Genomic DNA, 21,155 nt, shown 5'->3' with positions numbered 1-21,155 from the left:
CTGTATAAACAAACAGTATGAAATCCAGGTCAAACCCACCCATTCAGGCGGCGCAAGCGCTCTACATTGCCGCGGACACCCTGAAAGGTCGGGGCAGCGCTTGGGCAATGGCCCATCGCTTTCAGGGCGAGCAGCGCGAACAGTTCGATGACGGCTGGGGTTCCTTGGCGCAATCGTTCGACCCTGAGGCCTTGCCGCCGGCCACGCAGATCATCGAGGAATGCGCCCAGCGCATCCTGTCCAGCAACCAATCGCCGGACATTCCCTTTGACCAGTCCATCAACCCCTACCGGGGCTGTGAGCATGGCTGCATCTACTGCTTCGCGAGGCCGACGCACAGCTACCTGAACCTCTCGCCGGGGTTGGACTTCGAGACCCGCATCATTGCCAAGGTCAATGCGGCCGAGCGACTGCGGGCCGCCTTTGACAAGCCGACCTATGTGCCACGCCTGACCTGCCTCGGCACCGCCACGGATGCCTACCAACCGGTGGAGCGCACGCTCGGTTTGACGCGGGCTTTGATTGAGGTCCTGCAGGAGCACCGCCACCCCTTCTCGGTGCTCACCAAGTCTTCGGGCATCGAGCGGGATCTGGACCTGCTGCAGCCCATGGCCGAGCAGCGCTTGGTGTCTTGCTACATCTCGATCACCACGCTGGACCCGGCGCTGGCCCGCATCCTGGAGCCCCGTGCGGCCTCGCCGCAGCGGCGCTTGCGCACCCTCAAGAGCCTGGCTTCGGCAGGCGTGCCGGTCGGGGTCAGCGTGTCGCCGTTGATCCCTTTTTTGAATGAGCCTGAGCTGGAGCGCATCTTGGAGGCTGCCGCCGAGGCCGGCGCGCGCTCGGCTTTCTGCATCCCGCTGCGCCTGCCTTGGGAGGTCAACCCGCTGTTCCAGGACTGGCTGCAGCGCCATGTGCCCGAGCGGGCCGCGCGCATCATGGCCCGGGTGCGCGAGATGCGCGGCGGCAATGACAACGACGCCCGCTTTGGCAGCCGCATGCGCGGTGAGGGTATCTGGGCCGAACTCTTGTCCCAGCGCTTGCACAAGGCCTGTGCGCGTCTGGGTTTGTCGAGAGAACGCCAGCCGCTCGATCTGTCGCTCTTTTGCCGGCCAGCCGGCCGTGCCGCGGCGGACGGCAGCACAACCGAGCCCGAGCAAGGCAGTCTGTTCTGAGCCTGGCGGCTCAGTTAGTCAAGTGCGCAGGGCCAGACCGCCCGCGGCGCGGTTGCGGTTGTTCAGGCTGGCTATCGGAATCACATAGCGTTCCTGCAGCACGCGTATCTGCTCGGCGAGTTGATCGGCATCGTCAATTTTTTCCGCGTGGCGCTTGAGCACCAGGCTGGCCATGTCGATCAGCTTGGAGTTGCGGGTCGCCTCGCCTTGCTGGATCAGCAGCTCCACGCCGGTTCGGGCCGATCCGCGCATGGAATGCCGCATCGCGGTTTCCGCCACGCCAAAGATGCGGGTGTGGCAGCTGCGGAACTCATTGGCCACGGTCTCGTTGTCCTCGCTCACCGAGACCAGCAATTCCGAGCTGGCCTTGGAGGTGCAAAAGCGCAGGCCCAGCTTGGAGATGATGGGTCCCATCTCATCGAGTTGGATGGCCAGCTTGGACAGACGAATCCAGATGCCGACCAGCAGGCTGCCGGCCTCCAGGTCGAAGTCCTCGGCATCGGCTTCCTGGCTCAGCTGGCGCGCCAGTTCCAGGGCATTGCCTACCTTGTGTTCGGAGAGAAAGCGCAGGCCGCGGAACACGGCCTCGAAACGCTGCAGACGCTTGGACTGCGGGCGCCGCTCCAACTCCTGGACCATGGCGTCATGTGAATACTTGAGCCCCTTGCTGTCCTTGGTGTCGAAGCGCATCAGGCCGATCAGCACCAGGGTCAACATGTCAAACAGCTTGGAACGCAGGCCCTGGGCCATGGTGCGTTCCAGCATCTTCAGGGCATCGTCGCGTTGGCCGGCATAGAAAGCGAGGCTGCCGCAGCGTTGCTGGCGCAAGAGGCATCCCGGGGTCAGCTTGGCGGCCGTGCGGTAGGTTTCCAGCGCCGCGTTGAGCTCGCCTTGCTCCATCTGCACGCGCCCCATGACGTCGTAGGAGTCGGCATGGTCGGGGATGTCGCCGATCAGGGTTTCCAGCGTGCGCCGAGCGGCGACCAGATTGCCGGATGCCAGCTCGGAACGTGCCACGCCCAGGCGCGCCCAAGGCACGGTCTTGGCTTCGATGATGGCGTCGTACAGCTTGTGCGCGTCTTCGTGGCGGTTGAGACGCAGGAGCAGCTCGGCGCCGATTCGAGCGGCGTAGAGCCAGAACTCGGCGCGCGCGTTGAAGCGTTTGAGGCAGTGTGCAGCCGCGGCTTCGAACTCCTGCTTCTCGATCGCTTCGAAGATGTCCTTGAGCACGCGCTTGCGGTGGCGCGCGTGGGCCAAGCGGTCGGCCAGCGAGGCGCTGGTGTAGGGTTTGATCAGGTAGGCGTCAAGAGCGGCCTCGGCGGCTTCAGCCACCTTGGCGTAGGAGGCCTCGCCGGTGACCATGACGAAGACAGTGGAGTAGGGCAGCAGATGCTCACGGCGCAATTCATCGAGCAGGTCCTGGCCGGACATATCGGTGCCATCGAAGTGGTAGTCGCACAGGACGATGTCGTAGGTCTTGTGCTCCAGGATCACCCGCGCATCACTGACTCGCGAGGCCTGGCGCACCTGCTGAACGCCGAGGTCGCGCAGTTGGGCCGAAAGCAGGCTGCGCGAGGTCGAGTTGCTGTCGATGATCAGCGCGCTGGCGTTCTGGATCTCGCGGTCCATCAGGGCCATGCTGTCTCCTTGCGTACGCGGCCGGGCCCAGGGCCTGGCCTGCCTGGGGCGCGCGATGATTCGATGGGCTGATGGGGTATCACTTAGCAAGTATCGGCTGCATGGCGCTTGGACTTGAGCCTGCTGAACAAGACAACAAGGAGGTGATTGCCCGCCAGATCTCGGGGTGTGGCCGCACGAGGGCGTAAAAAAGCGCCCGGGCTCCGAGGAGCGAGGGCGCCGTCATGGCGGGTCAGGCTCGGCTCGCCGAGCCTTCAAGCCTCACTTGAAGATGTCCTTGACGCGGTCGGTCCAGCTCTTGGCATTGGGCGAGTGACGCTCGCCGCCATCGCGGAAACTCTTGTCCAGTTCCTTCATCAGCTTGCGCTGATGCTCGGTCAGCTTGACCGGGGTTTCCACGCTGATGTGGCAATAGAGGTCGCCGGGGTAGCTCGAGCGCACGCCCTTGATGCCCTTGCCGCGCAGGCGGAAGGTCTTGCCGTGTTGGGTGCCTTCGGGCAGTTCGATCTCGGCCTTGCCGCCCAATGTCGGCACCTCGATGCTGCCGCCCAAGGTGGCCGTGGTCAGGCCCACCGGCATGGTGCAGTGCAGGTCGTCACCGTCGCGCTCGAAGATCTCGTGCTGCTTGATGCGAATCTCGATGTAGAGGTCGCCCGAGGGGCCGCCGTTGACACCGGGCTCGCCATTGCCGGCCGAGCGGATGCGCATGCCTTCGTTGATGCCGGCCGGAATCTTGACTTCCAGGGTTTTGCTTTTCTTGACCTTGCCTTGGCCGTTGCAGGCGGTGCAGGGGTCCGGAATGATCTTGCCGGTGCCGTGGCAATGCGGGCAGGTCTGCTGCACCGAGAAGAAGCCCTGGCGCATATGGACCGTGCCCGAGCCATTGCAGGAGCCGCAGCTCTTGGCGCTGGTGCCGGGCTTGGCGCCGGTGCCGCTGCAGGTTTCGCAGCCTTCCCAGCTCGGAATGCGGATCTGCGATTCCTTGCCGCGCGCCGCTTCCTCCAGCGTGATCTCCATCGCATAGGACAGATCGCTGCCGCGATAGACCTGCTGGCCACCGCCGCGTCGGCCGGCACCACCGGCGCCGCCGCCATTGAAGATGTCGCCGAAGATGTCGCCAAACGCCTCGGCAAAGCCGCCGAAACCTTCCGCGCCCGGGCCACCGCGACCGCCCATATTGGGGTCCACGCCGGCGTGACCGTATTGGTCATAGGCCGCGCGCTTCTGCGCGTCGGACAGCATCTCGTAGGCCTCCTTGACCTCCTTGAACTGTTCCTCGGCCTTCTTTGCACCGTCGCCCTGGTTGCGGTCGGGGTGGTACTTCATGGCCAGCTTGCGGTAGGCCTTTTTGATCTCGTCCTCGGTGGCGCTCTTGGCGAGGCCGAGGATTTCGTAATAGTCACGCTTTGCCATGGGCGGGGTCCGTGCGGTTCAAAACAACAGCGCCGCGTCGAGCGTGGGGAGCATCAATACTCCGTGGCTGCGGCGCGGCGGCGATGACGGCCGGACCCAACAGGGGCCGGCACGTCGACGGTCTTGCTTACTTCGAGTCCTTGACTTCCTTGAACTCGGCGTCGACCACATTGTCGTCGGCCGGCTTGGCCGAAGCCTGCTGGGCTTGCTGGGGCTGTTCGCCACCGGCGGCACCGGCTGCAGCAGCCTGGGCCGCTTGGGCGCCTTGAGCGTCGGCGTAGATCTTCTCGCCCAGCTTCTGGCTGGCCGTCATCAGGGTTTCGGTCTTGGCTTCGATGTCGGCCTTGTCGTCAGACTTGATGGCTTCTTCGGCGGCCTTGATGGCTTCCTCGATCTTGTCCTTCTCGCCGGCTTCCAGCTTGTCGCCATGCTCGCTCAGCGACTTGCGCACGCTGTGCACCAGACCATCAGCCTGGTTGCGGGCCTGCACCAGCTCGACCTTCTTCTTGTCTTCGCCAGCGTTGGCTTCGGCGTCCTTGACCATCTTCTCGATCTCGGCCTCAGACAGACCGGAGTTGGCCTTGATGGTGATCTTGTTTTCCTTGCCGGTGCCCTTGTCCTTGGCGCCGACGTGCAGGATGCCGTTGGCGTCGATGTCGAAGGACACTTCGATCTGCGGCGTGCCGCGCGGTGCCGGCGGGATGCCTTCAAGGTTGAATTCACCCAGGCTCTTGTTGCCCTGGGCCAGCTCGCGCTCGCCCTGGTAGACCTTGATGGTCACGGCCGGCTGGTTGTCGTCGGCGGTCGAGAAGGTCTGGCTGAACTTGGTCGGGATGGTCGTGTTCTTGGCGATCATCTTGGTCATCACGCCGCCCAGGGTTTCGATGCCCAGGCTCAGCGGGGTCACGTCCAGCAGCAGCACGTCCTTGCGCTCGCCGCCCAACACCTGGCCTTGAATCGCAGCACCGACGGCCACGGCCTCGTCCGGGTTCACGTCACGGCGCGGTTCCTTGCCGAAGAACTCCTTGACCTTCTCCTGCACCTTGGGCATGCGGGTCATGCCGCCGACCAGGATCACGTCGTCGATGGCGCCGACGGCCACGCCAGCGTCCTTGATGGCGGTACGGCAGGGCGCAATGGTGCGCTCGATCAGCTCGTCCACCAGCGACTCCAGCTTCGCGCGGGTCAGCTTGACGTTCAAGTGCTTGGGACCAGTCGCGTCAGCGGTGATATAGGGCAGGTTGACGTCGGTCTGGGCGCTGTTGGACAGCTCGATCTTGGCCTTCTCGGCAGCTTCCTTCAGGCGTTGCAGGGCCAGCACGTCCTTGGTCAGGTCGACGCCTTGCTCTTTCTTGAACTCGCTGACGATGTAGTCAATGATGCGCTGGTCGAAGTCTTCGCCGCCCAGGAAGGTGTCGCCGTTGGTGGACAGCACTTCGAACTGCATTTCGCCATCAACGTCGGCGATTTCGATGATGGACACGTCGAAGGTGCCGCCGCCGAGGTCATAGACGGCGATCTTGCGGTCGCCCTTGCCGTGCTTGTCCAAGCCGAAGGCCAGGGCTGCAGCGGTCGGCTCGTTGATGATGCGCTTGACGTCCAGGCCGGCGATGCGGCCGGCGTCCTTGGTCGCCTGACGCTGGGCGTCGTTGAAGTAGGCCGGCACCGTGATCACGGCTTCGGTCACTTCCTCGCCGAGGTAGTCCTCGGCGGTCTTCTTCATCTTGCGCAGGATCTCGGCCGAGACTTGCGGCGGTGCCAGCTTCTTGCCGCGCACGTCCACCCAGGCGTCGCCGTTGTCGGCGGCGGTGATGGTGTAGGGCATCAGGTCGATGTCCTTCTGCACTTCCTTCTCGGTGAACTTGCGACCGATCAGGCGCTTGACCGCGTAGATGGTGTTCTTGGGATTGGTCACGGCCTGGCGCTTGGCCGAGGCACCGACCAGGATCTCGCCATCTTCTTGGTAGGCAATGATGGACGGGGTGGTGCGAGCGCCTTCGGCGTTCTCGATCACGCGCGTCGTGTTGCCTTCCATGACGGAGACGCACGAGTTCGTGGTGCCCAAGTCAATGCCAATGATCTTTCCCATGGTCTTACTCCTGAAAATTTGATGCGTTGCCGGCGCCCTGCCTCGTTGAAGCCTGGGCTGCCTGATGCTTCTTAGCTGTGGTTGCATGCCCGGCTTTCAAGCCGGGCATGCGCTTTTCTTTACTTCGGCGCGGTGACCGTCACCAGGGCCGGGCGCAGCACGCGCTCGGCGATGGAATAGCCTTTTTGCAGGACCATCACCACGGTGTTGGGTTCCTGCTCAGCCGGCACGACCGAAATGGCCTGGTGCTGGTGCGGATCGAACTTGGTGCCGGCGGCCGGGTTGATCTCGAGCACCTTGTTGCGCTCCAGGGCTGCGGCCAGCTGTCGCTTGGTGGCGTGCACGCCTTCCAGCACGGTCTCGACCTTGGCGTCGGGCAGGGCGATGGCGGCTTCCATGCTGTCCATCACGGGCAGCATCGATTCGGCAAAAGATTCCACGGCGAACTTGCGTGCCTTGGACATTTCCTCTTCCGAGCGGCGGCGGATGTTTTCCACCTCGGCCTTGGCGCGCAGATAGGCATCCGACATCTCGGCCAGGCGCGCTTCCACTTCGGCCAGTTTGGCCTCGGAGTTGCTGCCCACCTCAGTGGCTGGGGTCTCGGGAGTCGGCTCTTGGGGGGTAGGGGTCGCTGTGGTCATGATGCAAAAAGAAGCAATGGCAGACAGATGGGCGTGATGCCCTGGAATTCAAGAGGGGTTTTTCAGCCGGAATGACAAGGGTCAACCCTTGATTGTCTCATTCGGGCTCGGCCGCGGCAGACCAGCGCTCCCAGTCGCTGAGGCGACGCCGGTCCTGCTTGGTGGGCCGGCCCTGGCTGATGGTGGCGGCCGGCTCGGGTGCCAGGCGCCGGCGCTCGGCCGCTTGCTCGCGCCGGCTGACGCTGTCCGGCGTTTCTTCATACATGCCCTGGGCCTGGGTGGCCGGGCCGCGTTGCGGGCTCAGGCCGAGCACGCGGACTTCGCGGTCCACCACGCCTTGGCGAAAGCGCAGCAGGTCGCCCAGCTTGAGTTCACGTGAGGCCTTGGCCAGCTGGCCGTTGATCTGCACCCGGCCTTTGCCGATCTCCTCGGCTGCGAGCGAGCGGGTCTTGAAGAAGCGCGCCGCCCAGAGCCATTTGTCCAGGCGCACGCCGGCGCTGGCCGACTCTTGTGATTTCATGGACCGGATTTTCGCTCAGGACAGCGGCAGGTCCACAAGCGCGTCCAGGCCGGCGATGCCGTGGCCACCGGCCTCGCCATCCACCCGGTTGCACAGCTCGATACGCCCGCCCAGCGACATCACCAGTGCGTGGCAGATGGCCAGGCCCAGGCCCGAGCCCGACTGCGAATCGCCGCTGGCAAAGGGCAGGAAGAGCCGGGCCTGCTGGGCCGGCGAGAGGCCGGGGCCACTGTCGGCGATGGTCAGGCGCGCCCAGCGGCCCAAGAGCGCCAACTGGATGCGCAGGCTGCCGCCAGCCGGTGTGTGCAGGATGGCGTTGTGCAGCAGGTTGCGGGTCAGCTCGCGCAAGGCCCATTCATGGCTGGCGATGGTCGCGGGCTCGGTGTCGATGTCGAAGTCCAGGCCTTGCTGCACGATCAGCGGCGCCAGATCCAGTGCCACGGCGCGAGTCACTTCCGACCAGTCCTGCAGCGGCATCGCCGCGTCGGACTGCGCGCCTTGCTGGCGCATCTGCTCCGCCTTGGCCAGGGCTAGCATCTGGTTGGCGACCTGGGTGGCGCGTGCCACCGTGGTGTCGATCTCGGCCAGCGCCTGCATGGGCTCGACATCGCCTTGCCGGGCCGACTGCACCTGCACCTTGAGCACGGCCAGCGGTGTGCGGAGCTGGTGCGAGGCGTCGCGGACAAAACGCTTCTGGTGCTCCAGCAGCCTGGCCTGGCGCGTCAGCGCCTCGTTGGTCGCGGCGATCAGGGGCTGCAGTTCCGTGGGCAGGCCCGGCGCAGGAATGGGGCTCAGGTCGTCGGCCTCGCGCGCTTCGATCAGCTCGCTGAGGGCGCGCACCGGCCGTGTCGAGCGCTGCACCACCAGCCAGACGACGCCGGCAATCACTGCCAGCATGGTCGCTTGCCGCCAGAGGGTGTCCAGCAGCACCTGGCGAGCCAGGGCGTGACGCAGGTCCAGGGTTTCGGCCACCTGGATGGTGGCCTGGCCGATCCCGGCCTCGCCCGCCACCGGTTGCAGCAGCACGGCCATGCGTACCGGTTCGCCGCGGTAGAAGTCGTCGTAGAAATCGACCAGTGCCGCGTATTTGCTGCGGTCGGGCAGCTTGCCATGCCAGGCGGGCAGGTCGTCGTAACCCGAGACCATCTCGCCCTGGAAACCGATCACTTTGAAATACAGGCGTGTGCTGTTGCCCGACTCGAAGGCTTCCAGGGCGGAGTAGGGCACGCTGGCCAGCAGACGCGGGCCTTGCGGTGTGCTCGCCACGCCCAGCAGTTCGCCGATCGCTTTGGCCGAGGCCAGCAGGGTGCGGTCATAGGCGGTGTCCACGGCACCCAGTGCCTCACGGTAGAGGCTCACGGTGTTGATCGCCACCAGCACACCGACCGGCAGCAGGATGCCCAGCAGCAGGCGGCTGCGCATGGACAGCCGGCTCCAGCGGGCGGCCTCTGTCGTGGCCTCAGCCATGGCTGTCGTCGGCCTGCAGCAAGTAACCCAGGCCGCGCAATGTGGCCAGCTTGGCGCTGCTGCCGCTCGCCGCCAGCTTCTTGCGCAGGCGATAGGCCACCACCTCGATGGCATCAGGCAGGGCCTCGCTGGCATCGGCAAACACGAGATCGAAAAGCCGCTCCTTGGCCACCGCCTGACCGGGCTTGGCCAGCAGGGCGCGCAGCAAGGCGGCTTCGCGCGGCGCCAGGTCTAGAACCTGGCCTTGCAGGTAGACCGCCCCACTCTCGGGGTCGGCCCGCAAGCCACAAAAAGCCGGCGCGGCCAGACGCTGTTCTTCCGGTGCTGCGGCACTGCCGCGGCGCCGCACCAAAGCACGCACCCGAGCCTCGAGTTCATCGAGGTCGAAGGGTTTGGGCAGGTAGTCGTCGGCGCCGATATTGAGGCCCAGGATGCGGTCGCCCAGGGTGCCGCGCGCCGTGATGATGATGACCGGCGTGTTCAGTCCTTCGGCGCGCGCTTCGCTGAGCACATCGAGGCCGTCCCGCCCCGGCATGGACAGGTCCAGCAGCACCACATCGGGCAGGCTGGCCCGCCAGCGCGAGAGCGCACGCTCGCCGTCGTCGCAGGTGCTGACCTGAAAGCCACGGCGCTCGAACGAGCGCTGCAGCGTGGTCTGCATCGCCTGGTTGTCCTCGATCACCAACAGCTTCATGGCGGGGACGATAGCAGAGCGCCTGGGCCCCGAGCCGGCTCGGGCGCCTCAGGTTTTGTCCCAGGGCTTTGGACAGGCATTTGACAGCCAGGCCCAGCACCATGTCGGTGCCAGCCGGGTTCCGCCCGCCTTGCGCGCAACGCCCTCGCAGCGTTGTGACCTCAAACCTAGAACCGGAGACAAGAACGATGAAACGTGGATGCAAGTCTTGGGCCCCATGGCTGGCCCTGGCCGTTCTCGGCAGCAGTGCCGGCCTGGCCTCGGCCCAAAGCAATGTGACGATTTTCGGCGTGCTGGACGTGGGCGTGCAGCGCCTGAAGAACGGCAGCAAAAGCCTGTCCATGGTCAGCATCGACGGCATGCAGACCAGCCGCATCGGTTTTCGCGGCACCGAGGACCTGGGCAATGGCCTCAGTGCCAGTTTCCATCTGGAAGGCGCGATCGGCCCGGATGTCGGCTCGGGCGGCGACTGGCGCCGCCGTGCCACGGTCAGCTTGAGCGACAAGGCCGCCGGCGAGGTGCGCCTGGGGCGCGACTACACGCCCACCTTCTGGAGCATCAGCCGGTTCAATGCCTTCGGCACCAATGGGGTCGGCGCTGCCAGCAATCTGGTCTATGGCTTTGACGGCTCCTCCGGCACGTCCAAGACCGTGGTTCGCTCCGACAACTCGGTCGGTTACTTCCTACCCGGCAATCTCGGCGGCATTTATGGCCAGGCCATGATGGCCGCAGGGGAAGGGTCCACCGGTAAGTATGTAGGTGGGCGTCTGGGCTATGCGGCGGGTGCTTTCGATGTGGCCGGCGCCTGGTCCGAGACCAGCAACACCGCCGCCAATGCCAAGTTCAAGGTCAGCAATCTGGGCGCCAGCTACACGGTCGACGCCTTCAAGCTGATGGGTCTGTACCACGTCAGCAAGCAGACCACACGTGAGCAGACCAACTGGGTGCTGGGCGGCAGCTACACCCAGGGCGCCCATGTGCTGCGTTTCAGCCATGTGCACTCCAAGAACCGCGACAGCGCCAGCGGCAGCGACTACAGTGGCAAGCTGCTGGCCCTGGGGTATGTCAACAACCTGTCCAAGCGCAGCTCGATCTATGCCACGGCATCTCGGGTGCAGAACAGCGCGAAGGGCAAGTTCCTGATCCCCGGCGGTTCGGCCGTGCTGGCCGGTCAAAGTTCCACCGGCACGGAACTGGGCATTTACCACTCGTTCTGATCGCTGCGGGCCGCCCTGGACCAGAGCTGGGGCGGCGCCGGTTGACAACAAGACATCAAAGCACAGGAGACAAACACCATGCGTCGCGACACCTTTCTGAAATCCCTGGCCGCCATGGCTGCCGCCGGCGCCTTGCCGGATTTGGCCTCTGCCAGCGCCAACATCAAGATGATGATTCCCGCCAACCCGGGCGGCGGCTGGGACACCACTGGCCGTGCCTTGGGCAAGGCCATGCAGGACGCTGGCATGGCGGCCTCGGTGCAGTACGAGAACAAAGGCGGCGCGGCAGGTGCCATCGGCCTGGCCCAGTTCGTCAACGCCAGCAAGGGCGATGGCAATGCGCTGATGGTCATGGGCGCGGTGATGCTGGGCGGCATCATCACCGGCAAGCCGCCGGTCAGCCTGAGTCAGGCCACGCCGGTCGCTCGCCTGACCAGCGAATACAACGTCTTCGTGTTGCCGGCCAACTCGCCGCTCAAGACCATGAAGGACGTGGTCGAGCAGATGAAGAAGGACCCCGGAAGCGTCAAGTGGGGTGGCGGCTCGCGTGGTTCCACCGAGCATGTGGCTGCGGCCATGATCGCTCGTGACGTCGGCGTGGACGCCTCCAAGATCAACTACGTGCCCTTCCGTGGCGGCGGCGAGGCCACGGCCGCCATTCTGGGCGGCAATGTCACCGTCGGTGGCAGTGGCTACAGCGAATTCGCCCAGTACATCGAGAGCGGCAAGATGCGCCCCATCGCCGTGACAGCGCCGACCCGGCTCAAGGGCCTGAACGTGCCGACGCTGCGTGAGTTGGGCATCAATGTCGAGATCGGCAACTGGCGCGGCGTTTACGCGCCCCCGGGCATCAGCCCAGAGCAACACAAGGCGCTGACCGACATGATGACTTTGGTGTTCCGCAACAAGAGCTGGATCGAAGCGCTGGAGAAGAACGGCTGGACGCCGGCGCTGCTGACTGGCAAAGCCTTTGCCGATTTCGTGGATCAGGAATTCGCGATGCTGCGTGCGGTGATGGTCAAGTCCGGAATGATCTGAACGAGGGCGCGTCAGCAAGGCGCGGCATGCGCATCCGGCCAGGCGGGAGTCTGGCGGGATGGCGCTGAGTTCATTTGTTAGCGAGGGTCCTATGGCGACCGAAACTTCTTCCTCCGTGCTGCACCAGAGTCTGGTCGGCGGTGGCGCGCTGCTGATCGGCGCGCTGATGGCTTACGGGGCCACTTTCATCCCCTCCGACGCGGGTTACGCCGGTGTGGGCCCCAATGCCTTGCCCTGGCTGGTCTCGGTGGTGCTGATGATTTGCGGAGCCTGGCTGATCTGGGAGGCGCGCAGCGGTGGCTACCGAGCCATGGAGACGCCTTCGGGCTCGGCCCGGGGTGACTGGAAGGCGGTGGCCTGGGTGGTGGCTGGGGTATTGGCCAATGCCGGCTTGATCACCGTGATCGGCTTCATCCTGGCCTGTGCCCTGTGCTTCACCCTGGCGGTGCGTGGCCTGCGCATGTCGGAAGGCCGCCCCGGCGGCGATCTGCGCCAGACCGTGATCGACGGCGTCAGCGGTGTGCTGATTGCCGCGCCGGTGTTCTGGCTCTTCACCAAATTGCTGGCCATCCAACTGCCCGGCTTGACGGCCAGCGGCTGGCTCTGAGGACGATGTGATGGAACTCTGGAATCAGCTGCTCGGCGGCTTCATGACGGCCGGCACACCGGTCAATCTGCTCTGGGCCTTTCTGGGCTGTGTGATCGGTACCGGCATCGGTGTGTTGCCGGGCTTGGGGCCGGCGGTGACGGTGGCCATGCTGCTGCCCATCACCTCCCAGGTCGAACCCACGGCCTCGATGATCTTCTTCGCCGGCATTTACTACGGTGCCATGTACGGCGGCTCCACCACCTCCATCCTGCTCAACACGCCCGGCGAGACCGGCACCATGGTGACCGCGCTGGAAGGCTTCAAGATGGCCAAGAACGGCCGAGCCGGTGCGGCCCTGGCCACCTCGGCCATCGGCTCCTTCGTGGCCGGCACGATTGCCACCGTGCTGGTGACTTTGTTCGCGCCGGTCATGGCCGAGTTCGCGGTCACGCTCGGCCCGCCGGAGTATTTCTGCCTGATGCTGCTGGCCTTCACCACCGTCAGTGCGGTGCTGGGCAAGAGCACGCTGCGCGGCATGACGGCCTTGTTCATCGGCCTGGCCATGGGCCTGGTCGGCCTGGACCAGATCACCGGCCAGGTGCGCTACACCGGCGGTGTGCCGGAATTCATGGACGGTATCGAGACGGTGCTCGTGGCCGTGGGCCTGTTTGCGGTGGGCGAGACCTTGTACAACGCCTTGTACGAGGGCCGCAGCACCCAAGAGATCAACAAGATGAGCAGCGTGCACATGACCGGCAGCGAGTGGCGCCGCTCCTGGCCAGCTTGGCTCCGCGGCACGGTGATCGGTTTCCCCTTCGGCACCATTCCGGCTGGTGGCTCGGAGATTCCGACCTTTCTGAGCTATGCCGCCGAGCGCAAGCTGAGCAAGCACCCCGAAGAGTTCGGCACCACCGGCGCCATTGAAGGCGTGGCCGGCCCGGAGGCGGCCAACAATGCTGCGGTGACCGCCACTCTGGTGCCGCTGCTGACCCTGGGCATCCCGACCTCGGTGACCGCAGCCATCATGCTCTCGGCCCTGCAGAACTACGGCATCCAGGCGGGGCCGCAGCTGTTTCAGACCTCGTCCACCCTGGTCTGGGCCCTGATCGCCTCGCTCTACATCGGCAATGTGATGCTGCTGGTGCTGAACCTGCCCTTGGTGGGCCTGTGGGTCAAGCTGCTCAAGATCCCCAAGCCGCAGCTCTACGCGGGCATCCTGATCTTCGCGACCGTGGGTGTGTACGGCATGCGCCAAAGTGCGTTCGATCTGGTCGTCATGCTGGCCATCGGCCTGCTGGGCGTGGTGATGCGCCGCTTTGACTTCCCGACCGCGCCGGTGGTGGTGGGCATGATTCTGGGTCCGATCGCCGAGGCGCAGATGCGCAACGCCCTGTCCATCGGCGAGGGCCACTGGGGCGTGTTCGTGCAGCGGCCGATGTCGGCCGGCCTGCTGGCGCTGGTGGTGCTGGTGCTGGTGTTGCCGCGGCTGTGGCCGCGGGTGGTGCGCTGGCGTGAGGTGAGGCTGGCGGCGCAGCGCAATGCTGCGCACACCTCCTGATCTTCGACAAACCGCCTGATCAGTCCTTGGCGCCCAGGGCCAGCGCGCGTTCGCGCTGTGCCGCCTGGGCTGAGGCATCGGCCAGCTCGCGCGTGGGCCAGCCTTGCAGATGCTGTTCGGCCAGGTCGGCCAGGGCGCGCATGCCAGCTGGGTCGTCATTCAGGCAGGGCACATAGCTGAAGGCCTGGCCGCCTGCGTGCAGAAAGGCTTCGCGCGCTTCCTGGTTGATTTCTTCCAGCGTTTCCAGGCAGTCGGCACTGAAACCGGGGCAGATCAGGGTGATGCTCTTCAGGCCTTCCTGGGCCAGCTTGATCAAGCTGGGTTCGGTGTAGGGCTCCAGCCACTTGGCCTTGCCGAAGCGGCTTTGGAAGGTCACCAGCCATTGCTCACGGGCGAGGCCCAAGGCCTCGGCCAGCAGGCGGCCGGTCTTCAGGCATTCGCAGTGGTAGGGGTCACCCAGGGCCAGAGTGCGCGCTGGCATGCCGTGAAAACTCATCACCAGCTTGTCGCTGCGGCCGTGCTCGGCCCAGTGGCGGCGCACGCTGTCCGCCAGGGCGGCGATGTGCTGTGGCTGGTCGTGGTAGCGGTTGATGAAGCGCAGCTCGGGCAGGTGGCGGGTCTGCAAGCTCCAGCGCGCCACATCATCGATCACGCTGGCGGTGGTGGCGCCCGAGTACTGCGGGTAGGCCGGCAGCACCAGCACGCGGGTGACGCCTTCGGCACGCAGGGCATCGAGTTGCGCGGCGACGGAAGGTTGGCCATAGCGCATGGCATAGCGCACGCTGACGCGGTGGCCGCGCTCGCCCAGCAGGCCTTGCAGCAGCTTGGACTGGCGTTCGGTCCAGACCTTGAGCGGTGAGCCTTCTGGCATCCAGACGGTGGCGTACTTGGCCGCCGACTTGGCCGGACGCACGCGCAGGATGATGCCGTGCAAGATGAGCATCCAGATCAGGCGCGGGATCTCAACCACGCGTGCGTCGCTGAGGAACTGGGCCAGATAGGTCCGCAATGCGGCGGCCGTGGGCGCCTCGGGTGTGCCGAGGTTGCAATAGAGGAGGGCGGTCTTGGGGGCCGTACCGTGGCGGTAGGCGGGTTCAGGCTTCATGCTCATGCGGGCATGATAGGTCTAGTCAATCGCTGACTGGCTCGCGCTGCTGCGTCCTTGACTGAGTTGCAAGGGCTCTGTGTCGGCGAAATGCAGAACTTCAAAACGCACCGTCGGTGAGGTCGCGTCGACCGGCGGGCTGCCCAGGCCGATGGCACCGCTGCCGTGCAGGGTACAGCTGCCGCGCTTGAGGCTGACGATTTCGCCGTCCAGACCGAAGCGCACAAAGGTGCCGTTGTAGCTGAGGTCGGTGATGGAGAAGCTGCCGCCATGCCAGTCGACACGGGCATGCGAACGCGACACGCGCGCGTCGGTGATGCAGTAGGTGGCTTGCACGCTGCGCCCGAGCACGATGGGCATGCTGTCGATGTCGAAGACCCGGTCCAGGTCCATCCAAACCAGGCGGATACCGTCCGGCTCCACGGCATGGACCACTTCGCCGAACTGCGTGGCTGCCATATCGCCCTGGTTGGGCTGGTCGAGCACATGGACATGCACGGGCTCGGCGCGGCCGCGCACGGCGATCAGGTCCAGGCTTCGAAAGCGCAGCTTCTGGGTGCTGGGCAGGCCATTGAGCACCTCGACGGTGATCAGGGTTTCGTTGTCGCCGGCATGGTCGAGCAGGCGTGCTGCCACATTGACCGCGTCGCCGAAACAATCGCCATTGAGCTCCACCACCTCGCCGCGGGCCAGGGCCACCTGCATGCGCAGGGCGCGCAGGCCGGCTGAGCCTTGCTGCTTGCCGCGCGCCACCAGGCGCTCGAGTTGCTCGTGCATGCGGATGGCCGACTTGACGCCGTCACGCGGCACCTCGAACACGGCCATCAGCCCGTCGCCCAGGGTCTTGATCAGGCGCCCGTTGCACTCGTCCACAGCTCGGGCTATCTGGTTCACCGTCTGGGTCACCAGGGCCGAGGCCTCCGCATTGCCCAAGGTCTCGAACAATGCCGTGCTGCCGCGCAGATCGGCAAACAAAACAGTGCGTTCCCGGATGTGGGTCATGTCAGGGCGAGAGCGGCGAGCGTGAAGTAGTTGGCAGTGTAGCCGGGGCCCGAGCAGGCCCATTTCGGGAGAAAGCACGCGCCAGCGTTCCAGATGGCCAGATCGGCGTCGCACGCCAGGTGCTCGGCCACAAAAAAAGGGCTGGATTGCTCCAGCCCTTTGCTCCTTAGGCCAACCCGATTACAGCTTGTCCAGATATGTGCGCAGCTTGTGCCTGCGGCGCAAGCTGCGTTTCCGCTGCGCGGCAGCCCGCCGCAGCGGGCTACGCATCTCAACAACCTTACAGGTTGTCCAGATACGTGCGCAGCTTGTCCGAGCGGCTGGGGTGCTTGAGCTTGCGGATGGCCTTGGCTTCGATCTGGCGGATGCGTTCGCGGGTGACGTCGAACTGCTTGCCCACTTCTTCCAGCGTGTGGTCCGTGCTCATTTCGATGCCGAAGCGCATGCGCAGCACCTTGGCTTCGCGCGGGGTCAGGCTGTCGAGGATGTCCTTCACCACATCGCGCAGGCCGGCTTGCATCGCTGCTTCGATCGGCGCGGTGTTGTTGGTGTCCTCGATGAAGTCGCCCAGGTGGCTGTCGTCATCGTCACCGATCGGCGTTTCCATGGAAATCGGCTCTTTGGCGATCTTCATGATCTTGCGGATCTTGTCTTCAGGAATCTCCATCTTCTCGGCCAGGGTAGGCGCATCCGGCTCAAAGCCGAATTCCTGCAAATGCTGGCGCGAGATGCGGTTCATCTTGTTGATCGTTTCGATCATGTGCACCGGAATACGGATGGTGCGGGCCTGATCGGCGATCGAACGGGTGATGGCCTGACGGATCCACCAGGTCGCATAGGTCGAGAACTTGTAGCCGCGACGGTATTCGAACTTGTCCACCGCCTTCATCAGGCCGATATTGCCTTCCTGGATCAGGTCCAGGAACTGCAGGCCGCGGTTGGTGTACTTTTTGGCAATGGAAATCACCAGGCGCAAATTGGCCTCGATCATTTCCTTCTTGGCGTCGCGCGAGGCCTTTTCGCCCTCGTTCATCTTCTTGTTGATGTCCTTGAGGTCATCAATCGGCACGACGGCCTTGCTCTGGATGTCGATCAGCTTTTGCTGCAGTTCTTGCACGGGCGGCAGATTGCGCGCCAGCACATTGGAATAAGGCTTGCCGGCGGCCACTTCCTTCTCGGCCCAGGCGCGGTTCAGCGCATTGGGTGGGAAAGTCTTGATGAAGTACTCCTGAGGCATGCCGCATTTGTCCACCACGATCTTGCGCAGCTCGCGCTCGTAGCGGCGCACATCGTCCACTTGCGAGCGCAGCAGATCGCAGAGCTTCTCAATCGTCTTGACGGTGAAGCGGATGGTCATCAACTCGGCGCTGATCGCTTGCTGAGCCTTGTTGTAGGAGGCTGATTTGTAGCCGTCCTTCTCGAAGGACTTGCGCATCTTGTCGAAATTGACGGCCAGCGAATCGAGCTTGACGAGGGCGGCATTCTTCAGCTCTTCGAGCTTCTTGGTCAGGGCCTTGGAGCCGCCATTGCCGTCGTCGTCGTCTTCTTCGTCGAATTCGTCGAAGTCTTCTTCGGCCACATAGTCGTCCGCCTCGTCGGCAGCGACGAAGCCGTCCACCACTTCCGAAATGGTCTTCTCGCCGGCGCGGATTTTGTCGGCCAGGTCCAGGATGTGGGCGATGGTGGTGGGCGAGGCCGAGATGGCCAGCATCATGGCCTGCAGGCCGCCTTCGATGCGCTTGGCGATTTCGATTTCGCCTTCGCGGGTCAGCAGTTCGACCGTGCCCATTTCGCGCATATACATGCGCACCGGGTCGGTGGTGCGGCCGAATTCCGAGTCCACAGTGGACAGGGCGGCTTCGGCGGCTTCTTCGGCTTCTTCTTCGGTCGAGGTGGCGGTGGCGCTGCCCTGGATCAGCAGGGTAGCGGCGTCCGGTGCCTGCTCATAGACCGCGATGCCCATGTCGTTCAACATGGAGATGATGGCCTCGAGGATTTCCTCGTTGACCAGCTTCTCGGGCAAGTGGTCGTTGATTTCCTGGTGAGTCAGGAAACCACGCGTCTTGCCCATCTTGATCAGGGTCTTCAGCTCGTGGCGGCGCTTGGCGGCTTCTTCTTCCGTCAGTGCCGTTTCCTCCAGGCCGAACTCGCGCATCAGCGCGCGCTCCTTGGCGCGCGAGACTTTCATGCGCAGGGGCTTGGCCTTGGGCTTGTCTTCGGCGACCTCAGCGACTTCGGTTTCCGCTTCAGCTTCCGGCTCGCCTTCCAGGTCGGCTTCGAGATCGGAGAAGTCCTCTTCTTCTACCTCGGCGGCCTTCTTGCCGGTGGCCTTCTTGGTTTCCGTGGCTGCCTTGGGCTTGCGACCGCGCTTGGGCTTGTCCTCGTCTTCGACCGTGGCCGCTGCCGCCTTGGGTGCCTTCACGGCCTTGGCGGGCTTTTCGGCCTTGTCAGCGGCTGCTGCATCGGCCTTCACGGCCTTGACCACCCGGACAGCCTTGGCTGCGGGCTTCTTGGTCTCTTCGGCTTCGGGAGCGGTGGTCGCGGTCTTCTTGGCAGTCATGCAGATCCTCGGGTGGATGGTGGCGGGCGGGCCGTAAAGCTAGGGAAAGCTGGAAACTGAAAATATTTTTCGCTGAACTCGGTGTGCCGCAGCGTTTTGCAAATGCAGCAGCCACCTGGGGGCGGTCACTGCGCTTTTCAAGGCGGAGCTCGACCCAGGTGGCATTCAGACGCCGCCGTCAGTGCCTGCGATTCAGGCTCCTTCAGCAACGTGGCGCGACCAAGCTAGCGTGTACGTTTTTCAATGCATGGCTTGGCGGATACAGGTGGCCTTGATACCGCTGTGGGTGCCCAGTGTCGCTGGGTGGCCGGGTCCGGAAGCACATGCCGTCACTCTTGAGACGCGCGCGAAAACCCTGAATTATCGCTGATATTGACAGGGCGGCCTCGCGGTTGCCGTCAAATATTGCAGATCAGGCGCTTTCCCCGGGCGTCAAGGCCGTGCTCTGCAAGCTCTGAATACGGGCGCGCAACTGCTTGAATCGCTCCAGGCTCTCTCCCTGCGGGTTGCTCATGGCCAATTGCTGTGCTTCGGCACCCAACTGCGCCATCCAGAGCTGGCGCATGGCCATCTGGAAGACCTCGAAGTGCGGCTCATCTTCCGTGAACAGGTCCACCAAGAGGCCGCGCGCCGAATCCAGCACACCGTCCTCAGCCATGGCCGCCTCCAGCACCGACCAGGCACTGGCTCCGTGGTGGACCAGGTGGCGCTCCAGCCAGGCTACCAGCTCGCCGTGCACGCCGGGCAGCTGGTGCAGCAGCTGGTGGTCTTCGGCGCTCAGGCGCTCCCACCAGGCACAGTTCAGCAGCAGCATGCGCAGGGCGTTGTCGACCGGCGAACTGGGCGCGCGCCTGGGCAACTGGGGCCCCGAGTCCTCGCCGCCTTCGCGGCGCTTCCAGCCGCCTTTGCCTTTCCAGTCCTTGGCGTCCACCCATTCTTTTTTGGGCTTCCATGGCTTGCGCTCCGGGCGCGGCTCGCCGGCATGGGCTTGTGGTGCTGCGCTGTCGTAGTCGCCGCCCGCCGGCGCGAAGTCCATCTCGTCATAGTGGGCGGGCGCATCGTCGGGGCCATCGAAGGCGCGTCGGGGGGCGGCTTGGCGTGGGCCGGCCTCACGGGTGCCGCTGCGACCTGGGCTGCCTTCGCTTTGCACCTGCCAGGCCGACATCAGGTCTTGATCGCTCAGCTGGGCGCGGCGCGCCAGTTCGCCGAGCAGGGCTCGCTTCATCAGGCCCTGCGGCAGGGCCTGCCAGAGCGGACGGGCATTCGAGAGCATGCGGGCGCGCCCTTCGACGCTGCCCAGGTCGCAGCCTTCGGCCGCGGCCTCCATGAGCTGGCGCGACAGTGGAATCGCCTCCTGCACGCAACGTTCGAAGGCCTCGGCGCCGAGCTCGCGCACATAGGAGTCCGGGTCATGCTCGGCCGGCAGGAACAGGAATTTGACGTTGCGCGTGTCGGTGGCGTGGGGCAGGGCGGCCTCCAGTGCTCGGCCGGCAGCGCGGCGGCCGGCGGCGTCGCCGTCGAAGCTGAAGATCACAGATTCGGTGAAGCGGAAGAGCTTGTGGACATGCTCGGCCGTGCAGGCCGTTCCCAAGGTGGCCACGGCATTGTTGAAGCCACTTTGGGCCAGGGCCACCACGTCCATATAGCCTTCCACCACCAGGGCGTAGCCGCGTTGGCGCAGGCCGGCGCGCGCCTCGTACAGGCCGTAGAGTTCGCGGCCCTTGCTGAAGACCGGGGTTTCCGGCGAGTTCAGATACTTGGGTTCGCCCTTGTCCAGCACCCGGCCACCGAAGCCAATGGTTTCACCCTGGACATTGCGGATCGGGAACATGATGCGGTCGCGAAACCGGTCGTAGCGCTTTTGTTCTTCGCCTTCTTCGCCCGAAACAATCACCATGCCGGCCTCGGCCAACAAGGGGTCGTCATAGGCCGGAAAGGCGCTGGCCAAAGCGCGCCAGCCTTCGGGCGCATAGCCTAGGGCGAAATGGGCCGCGATCTGGCCGGTGAGTCCGCGCTTCTTCAGGTAGTCGATGGCCCGAGGCGATTTTTTCAGCTGGCCGCGGTAATGGTCGCTGGCGCGCAGCAGCACATCGGTCAAGGTGGCCTGGCGCTGCTTTTGCTGGGCGGCGCGTTCGCGTTCCTCGGCCGAGCGTTCGTCCTGCGGTACTTGCATGCCGGCCTGCTGAGCCAGGTCCTGCACAGCCTCGACAAAACCCAGGCCGCTGTGCTCCATCAGAAAGCCGACCGCATTGCCGTGCACGCCGCAGCCGAAGCAGTGGTAGGTCTGGCGGGTCGGGCTGACGATGAAGCTCGGAGACTTCTCACCGTGAAATGGGCAGAGCCCCTTGTGGTTGATGCCGGCTTTTTTCAGCTCGACATGGCGCCCCACGACTTCGACGATGTCGGTGCGGGACAGGAGATCTTGGATAAAGCCGGGAGGAATCACGCGGCG

Annotated in this window: 16 protein-coding genes; 5 read left to right on the top strand and 11 right to left on the bottom strand. The window is 64.8% G+C overall.

Annotated elements, in window-relative coordinates; genetic code table 11:
* The first annotated feature begins 17 nt into the window (after nucleotides 1-17).
* A complete protein-coding gene (locus tag LNV28_RS19205) occupies nucleotides 18-1,172 on the top strand; it encodes a PA0069 family radical SAM protein (RefSeq protein ID WP_411969996.1) in 1,155 nt (384 codons plus the stop codon).
* 18 nt (nucleotides 1,173-1,190) lie between these two features.
* On the opposite strand, the gene LNV28_RS19200 is transcribed toward LNV28_RS19205, so the two are convergent.
* The 7 genes from LNV28_RS19200 to LNV28_RS19170 all read right to left on the bottom strand — a co-directional run bounded on the left by LNV28_RS19200 (nucleotide 1,191) and on the right by LNV28_RS19170 (nucleotide 9,634).
* Nucleotides 1,191-2,810, bottom strand: coding sequence for a response regulator (locus LNV28_RS19200; RefSeq protein WP_263519596.1), 1,620 nt, complete (start codon nucleotides 2,808-2,810; stop codon nucleotides 1,191-1,193).
* Nucleotides 2,811-3,071: 261 nt separating this feature from the next.
* A complete protein-coding gene (dnaJ, locus tag LNV28_RS19195) occupies nucleotides 3,072-4,223 on the bottom strand; it encodes a molecular chaperone DnaJ (protein ID WP_263519597.1) in 1,152 nt (383 codons plus the stop codon).
* Between the two features lie 127 nt (nucleotides 4,224-4,350).
* The gene (dnaK, locus tag LNV28_RS19190) at nucleotides 4,351-6,312 is read right to left on the bottom strand and encodes a molecular chaperone DnaK (RefSeq protein WP_263519599.1); all 1,962 of its coding nucleotides are present in this window, start codon (nucleotides 6,310-6,312) and stop codon (nucleotides 4,351-4,353) included.
* Nucleotides 6,313-6,431: 119 nt separating this feature from the next.
* Nucleotides 6,432-6,953 (bottom strand): nucleotide exchange factor GrpE, encoded by a 522-nt coding sequence (grpE, locus tag LNV28_RS19185; RefSeq protein WP_263519601.1) that lies wholly within the window; start codon nucleotides 6,951-6,953, stop codon nucleotides 6,432-6,434.
* 97 nt (nucleotides 6,954-7,050) lie between these two features.
* Nucleotides 7,051-7,473 (bottom strand): Hsp15 family ribosome-associated heat shock protein, encoded by a 423-nt coding sequence (locus LNV28_RS19180; RefSeq protein ID WP_263519602.1) that lies wholly within the window; start codon nucleotides 7,471-7,473, stop codon nucleotides 7,051-7,053.
* Between the two features lie 15 nt (nucleotides 7,474-7,488).
* Nucleotides 7,489-8,940 carry a sensor histidine kinase gene (locus LNV28_RS19175; RefSeq protein WP_263519604.1) on the bottom strand — a complete coding sequence of 484 codons (1,452 nt, stop codon included), beginning with the start codon at nucleotides 8,938-8,940 and terminating at the stop codon, nucleotides 7,489-7,491.
* A complete protein-coding gene (locus LNV28_RS19170; RefSeq protein ID WP_263519605.1) occupies nucleotides 8,933-9,634 on the bottom strand; it encodes a response regulator transcription factor in 702 nt (233 codons plus the stop codon). The genes LNV28_RS19175 and LNV28_RS19170 overlap by 8 nt, the downstream gene beginning before the upstream one ends.
* Before the next feature lie 188 nt (nucleotides 9,635-9,822).
* Between LNV28_RS19170 and LNV28_RS19165 the strand changes: the two genes are divergently transcribed.
* The 4 genes from LNV28_RS19165 (at nucleotide 9,823) to LNV28_RS19150 (ending at nucleotide 14,036) form a co-directional block, all read left to right on the top strand.
* Nucleotides 9,823-10,851 carry a porin gene (locus LNV28_RS19165; protein WP_263519606.1) on the top strand — a complete coding sequence of 343 codons (1,029 nt, stop codon included), beginning with the start codon at nucleotides 9,823-9,825 and terminating at the stop codon, nucleotides 10,849-10,851.
* A 78-nt stretch (nucleotides 10,852-10,929) separates the two neighbouring features.
* The gene (locus LNV28_RS19160; RefSeq protein ID WP_263519609.1) at nucleotides 10,930-11,889 is read left to right on the top strand and encodes a Bug family tripartite tricarboxylate transporter substrate binding protein; all 960 of its coding nucleotides are present in this window, start codon (nucleotides 10,930-10,932) and stop codon (nucleotides 11,887-11,889) included.
* 91 nt (nucleotides 11,890-11,980) lie between these two features.
* Nucleotides 11,981-12,496 carry a tripartite tricarboxylate transporter TctB family protein gene (locus tag LNV28_RS19155; RefSeq protein WP_263519610.1) on the top strand — a complete coding sequence of 172 codons (516 nt, stop codon included), beginning with the start codon at nucleotides 11,981-11,983 and terminating at the stop codon, nucleotides 12,494-12,496.
* A gap of 10 nt (nucleotides 12,497-12,506) precedes the next feature.
* Nucleotides 12,507-14,036 (top strand): tripartite tricarboxylate transporter permease, encoded by a 1,530-nt coding sequence (locus tag LNV28_RS19150; RefSeq protein WP_263519611.1) that lies wholly within the window; start codon nucleotides 12,507-12,509, stop codon nucleotides 14,034-14,036.
* Nucleotides 14,037-14,055: 19 nt separating this feature from the next.
* Here the strand turns inward: LNV28_RS19150 and hemH are convergent, their stop codons facing one another.
* From hemH to dnaG, 4 genes are all read right to left on the bottom strand, one after another.
* A complete protein-coding gene (gene hemH / locus LNV28_RS19145; protein WP_263519613.1) occupies nucleotides 14,056-15,147 on the bottom strand; it encodes a ferrochelatase in 1,092 nt (363 codons plus the stop codon).
* A gap of 15 nt (nucleotides 15,148-15,162) precedes the next feature.
* A complete protein-coding gene (locus LNV28_RS19140; protein ID WP_263519615.1) occupies nucleotides 15,163-16,143 on the bottom strand; it encodes an adenylate/guanylate cyclase domain-containing protein in 981 nt (326 codons plus the stop codon).
* Nucleotides 16,144-16,423: 280 nt separating this feature from the next.
* The gene (rpoD, locus tag LNV28_RS19135) at nucleotides 16,424-18,703 is read right to left on the bottom strand and encodes an RNA polymerase sigma factor RpoD (RefSeq protein WP_263519617.1); all 2,280 of its coding nucleotides are present in this window, start codon (nucleotides 18,701-18,703) and stop codon (nucleotides 16,424-16,426) included.
* A gap of 412 nt (nucleotides 18,704-19,115) precedes the next feature.
* Nucleotides 19,116-21,149, bottom strand: coding sequence for a DNA primase (dnaG, locus tag LNV28_RS19130; protein WP_263519618.1), 2,034 nt, complete (start codon nucleotides 21,147-21,149; stop codon nucleotides 19,116-19,118).
* Nucleotides 21,150-21,155 lie beyond the last annotated feature (6 nt).

It is taken from the genome of Paucibacter sp. DJ2R-2 (genome assembly GCF_025717675.1).
In the GTDB taxonomy this organism is placed as follows: domain Bacteria; phylum Pseudomonadota; class Gammaproteobacteria; order Burkholderiales; family Burkholderiaceae_C; genus Paucibacter_A.
The sequence above is the reverse complement of the archived record's forward strand: the minus strand, read 5'-3'. Positions and strand labels throughout refer to the sequence as shown.

Excerpts from the sequence above, each read along its gene's own strand:
- LNV28_RS19205 (WP_411969996.1), top strand. The coding sequence starts at position 18 with ATGAAATCCAGGTCAAACCCACCCATTCAGGCGGCGCAAGCGCTCTAC.
- LNV28_RS19200 (WP_263519596.1), bottom strand. The coding sequence starts at position 2,810 with ATGGCCCTGATGGACCGCGAGATCCAGAACGCCAGCGCGCTGATCATC.
- dnaJ (WP_263519597.1), bottom strand. The coding sequence starts at position 4,223 with ATGGCAAAGCGTGACTATTACGAAATCCTCGGCCTCGCCAAGAGCGCC.
- dnaK (WP_263519599.1), bottom strand. The coding sequence starts at position 6,312 with ATGGGAAAGATCATTGGCATTGACTTGGGCACCACGAACTCGTGCGTC.
- grpE (WP_263519601.1), bottom strand. The coding sequence starts at position 6,953 with ATGACCACAGCGACCCCTACCCCCCAAGAGCCGACTCCCGAGACCCCA.
- LNV28_RS19180 (WP_263519602.1), bottom strand. The coding sequence starts at position 7,473 with ATGAAATCACAAGAGTCGGCCAGCGCCGGCGTGCGCCTGGACAAATGG.
- LNV28_RS19175 (WP_263519604.1), bottom strand. The coding sequence starts at position 8,940 with ATGGCTGAGGCCACGACAGAGGCCGCCCGCTGGAGCCGGCTGTCCATG.
- LNV28_RS19170 (WP_263519605.1), bottom strand. The coding sequence starts at position 9,634 with ATGAAGCTGTTGGTGATCGAGGACAACCAGGCGATGCAGACCACGCTG.
- LNV28_RS19165 (WP_263519606.1), top strand. The coding sequence starts at position 9,823 with ATGAAACGTGGATGCAAGTCTTGGGCCCCATGGCTGGCCCTGGCCGTT.
- LNV28_RS19160 (WP_263519609.1), top strand. The coding sequence starts at position 10,930 with ATGCGTCGCGACACCTTTCTGAAATCCCTGGCCGCCATGGCTGCCGCC.
- LNV28_RS19155 (WP_263519610.1), top strand. The coding sequence starts at position 11,981 with ATGGCGACCGAAACTTCTTCCTCCGTGCTGCACCAGAGTCTGGTCGGC.
- LNV28_RS19150 (WP_263519611.1), top strand. The coding sequence starts at position 12,507 with ATGGAACTCTGGAATCAGCTGCTCGGCGGCTTCATGACGGCCGGCACA.
- hemH (WP_263519613.1), bottom strand. The coding sequence starts at position 15,147 with ATGAGCATGAAGCCTGAACCCGCCTACCGCCACGGTACGGCCCCCAAG.
- LNV28_RS19140 (WP_263519615.1), bottom strand. The coding sequence starts at position 16,143 with ATGACCCACATCCGGGAACGCACTGTTTTGTTTGCCGATCTGCGCGGC.
- rpoD (WP_263519617.1), bottom strand. The coding sequence starts at position 18,703 with ATGACTGCCAAGAAGACCGCGACCACCGCTCCCGAAGCCGAAGAGACC.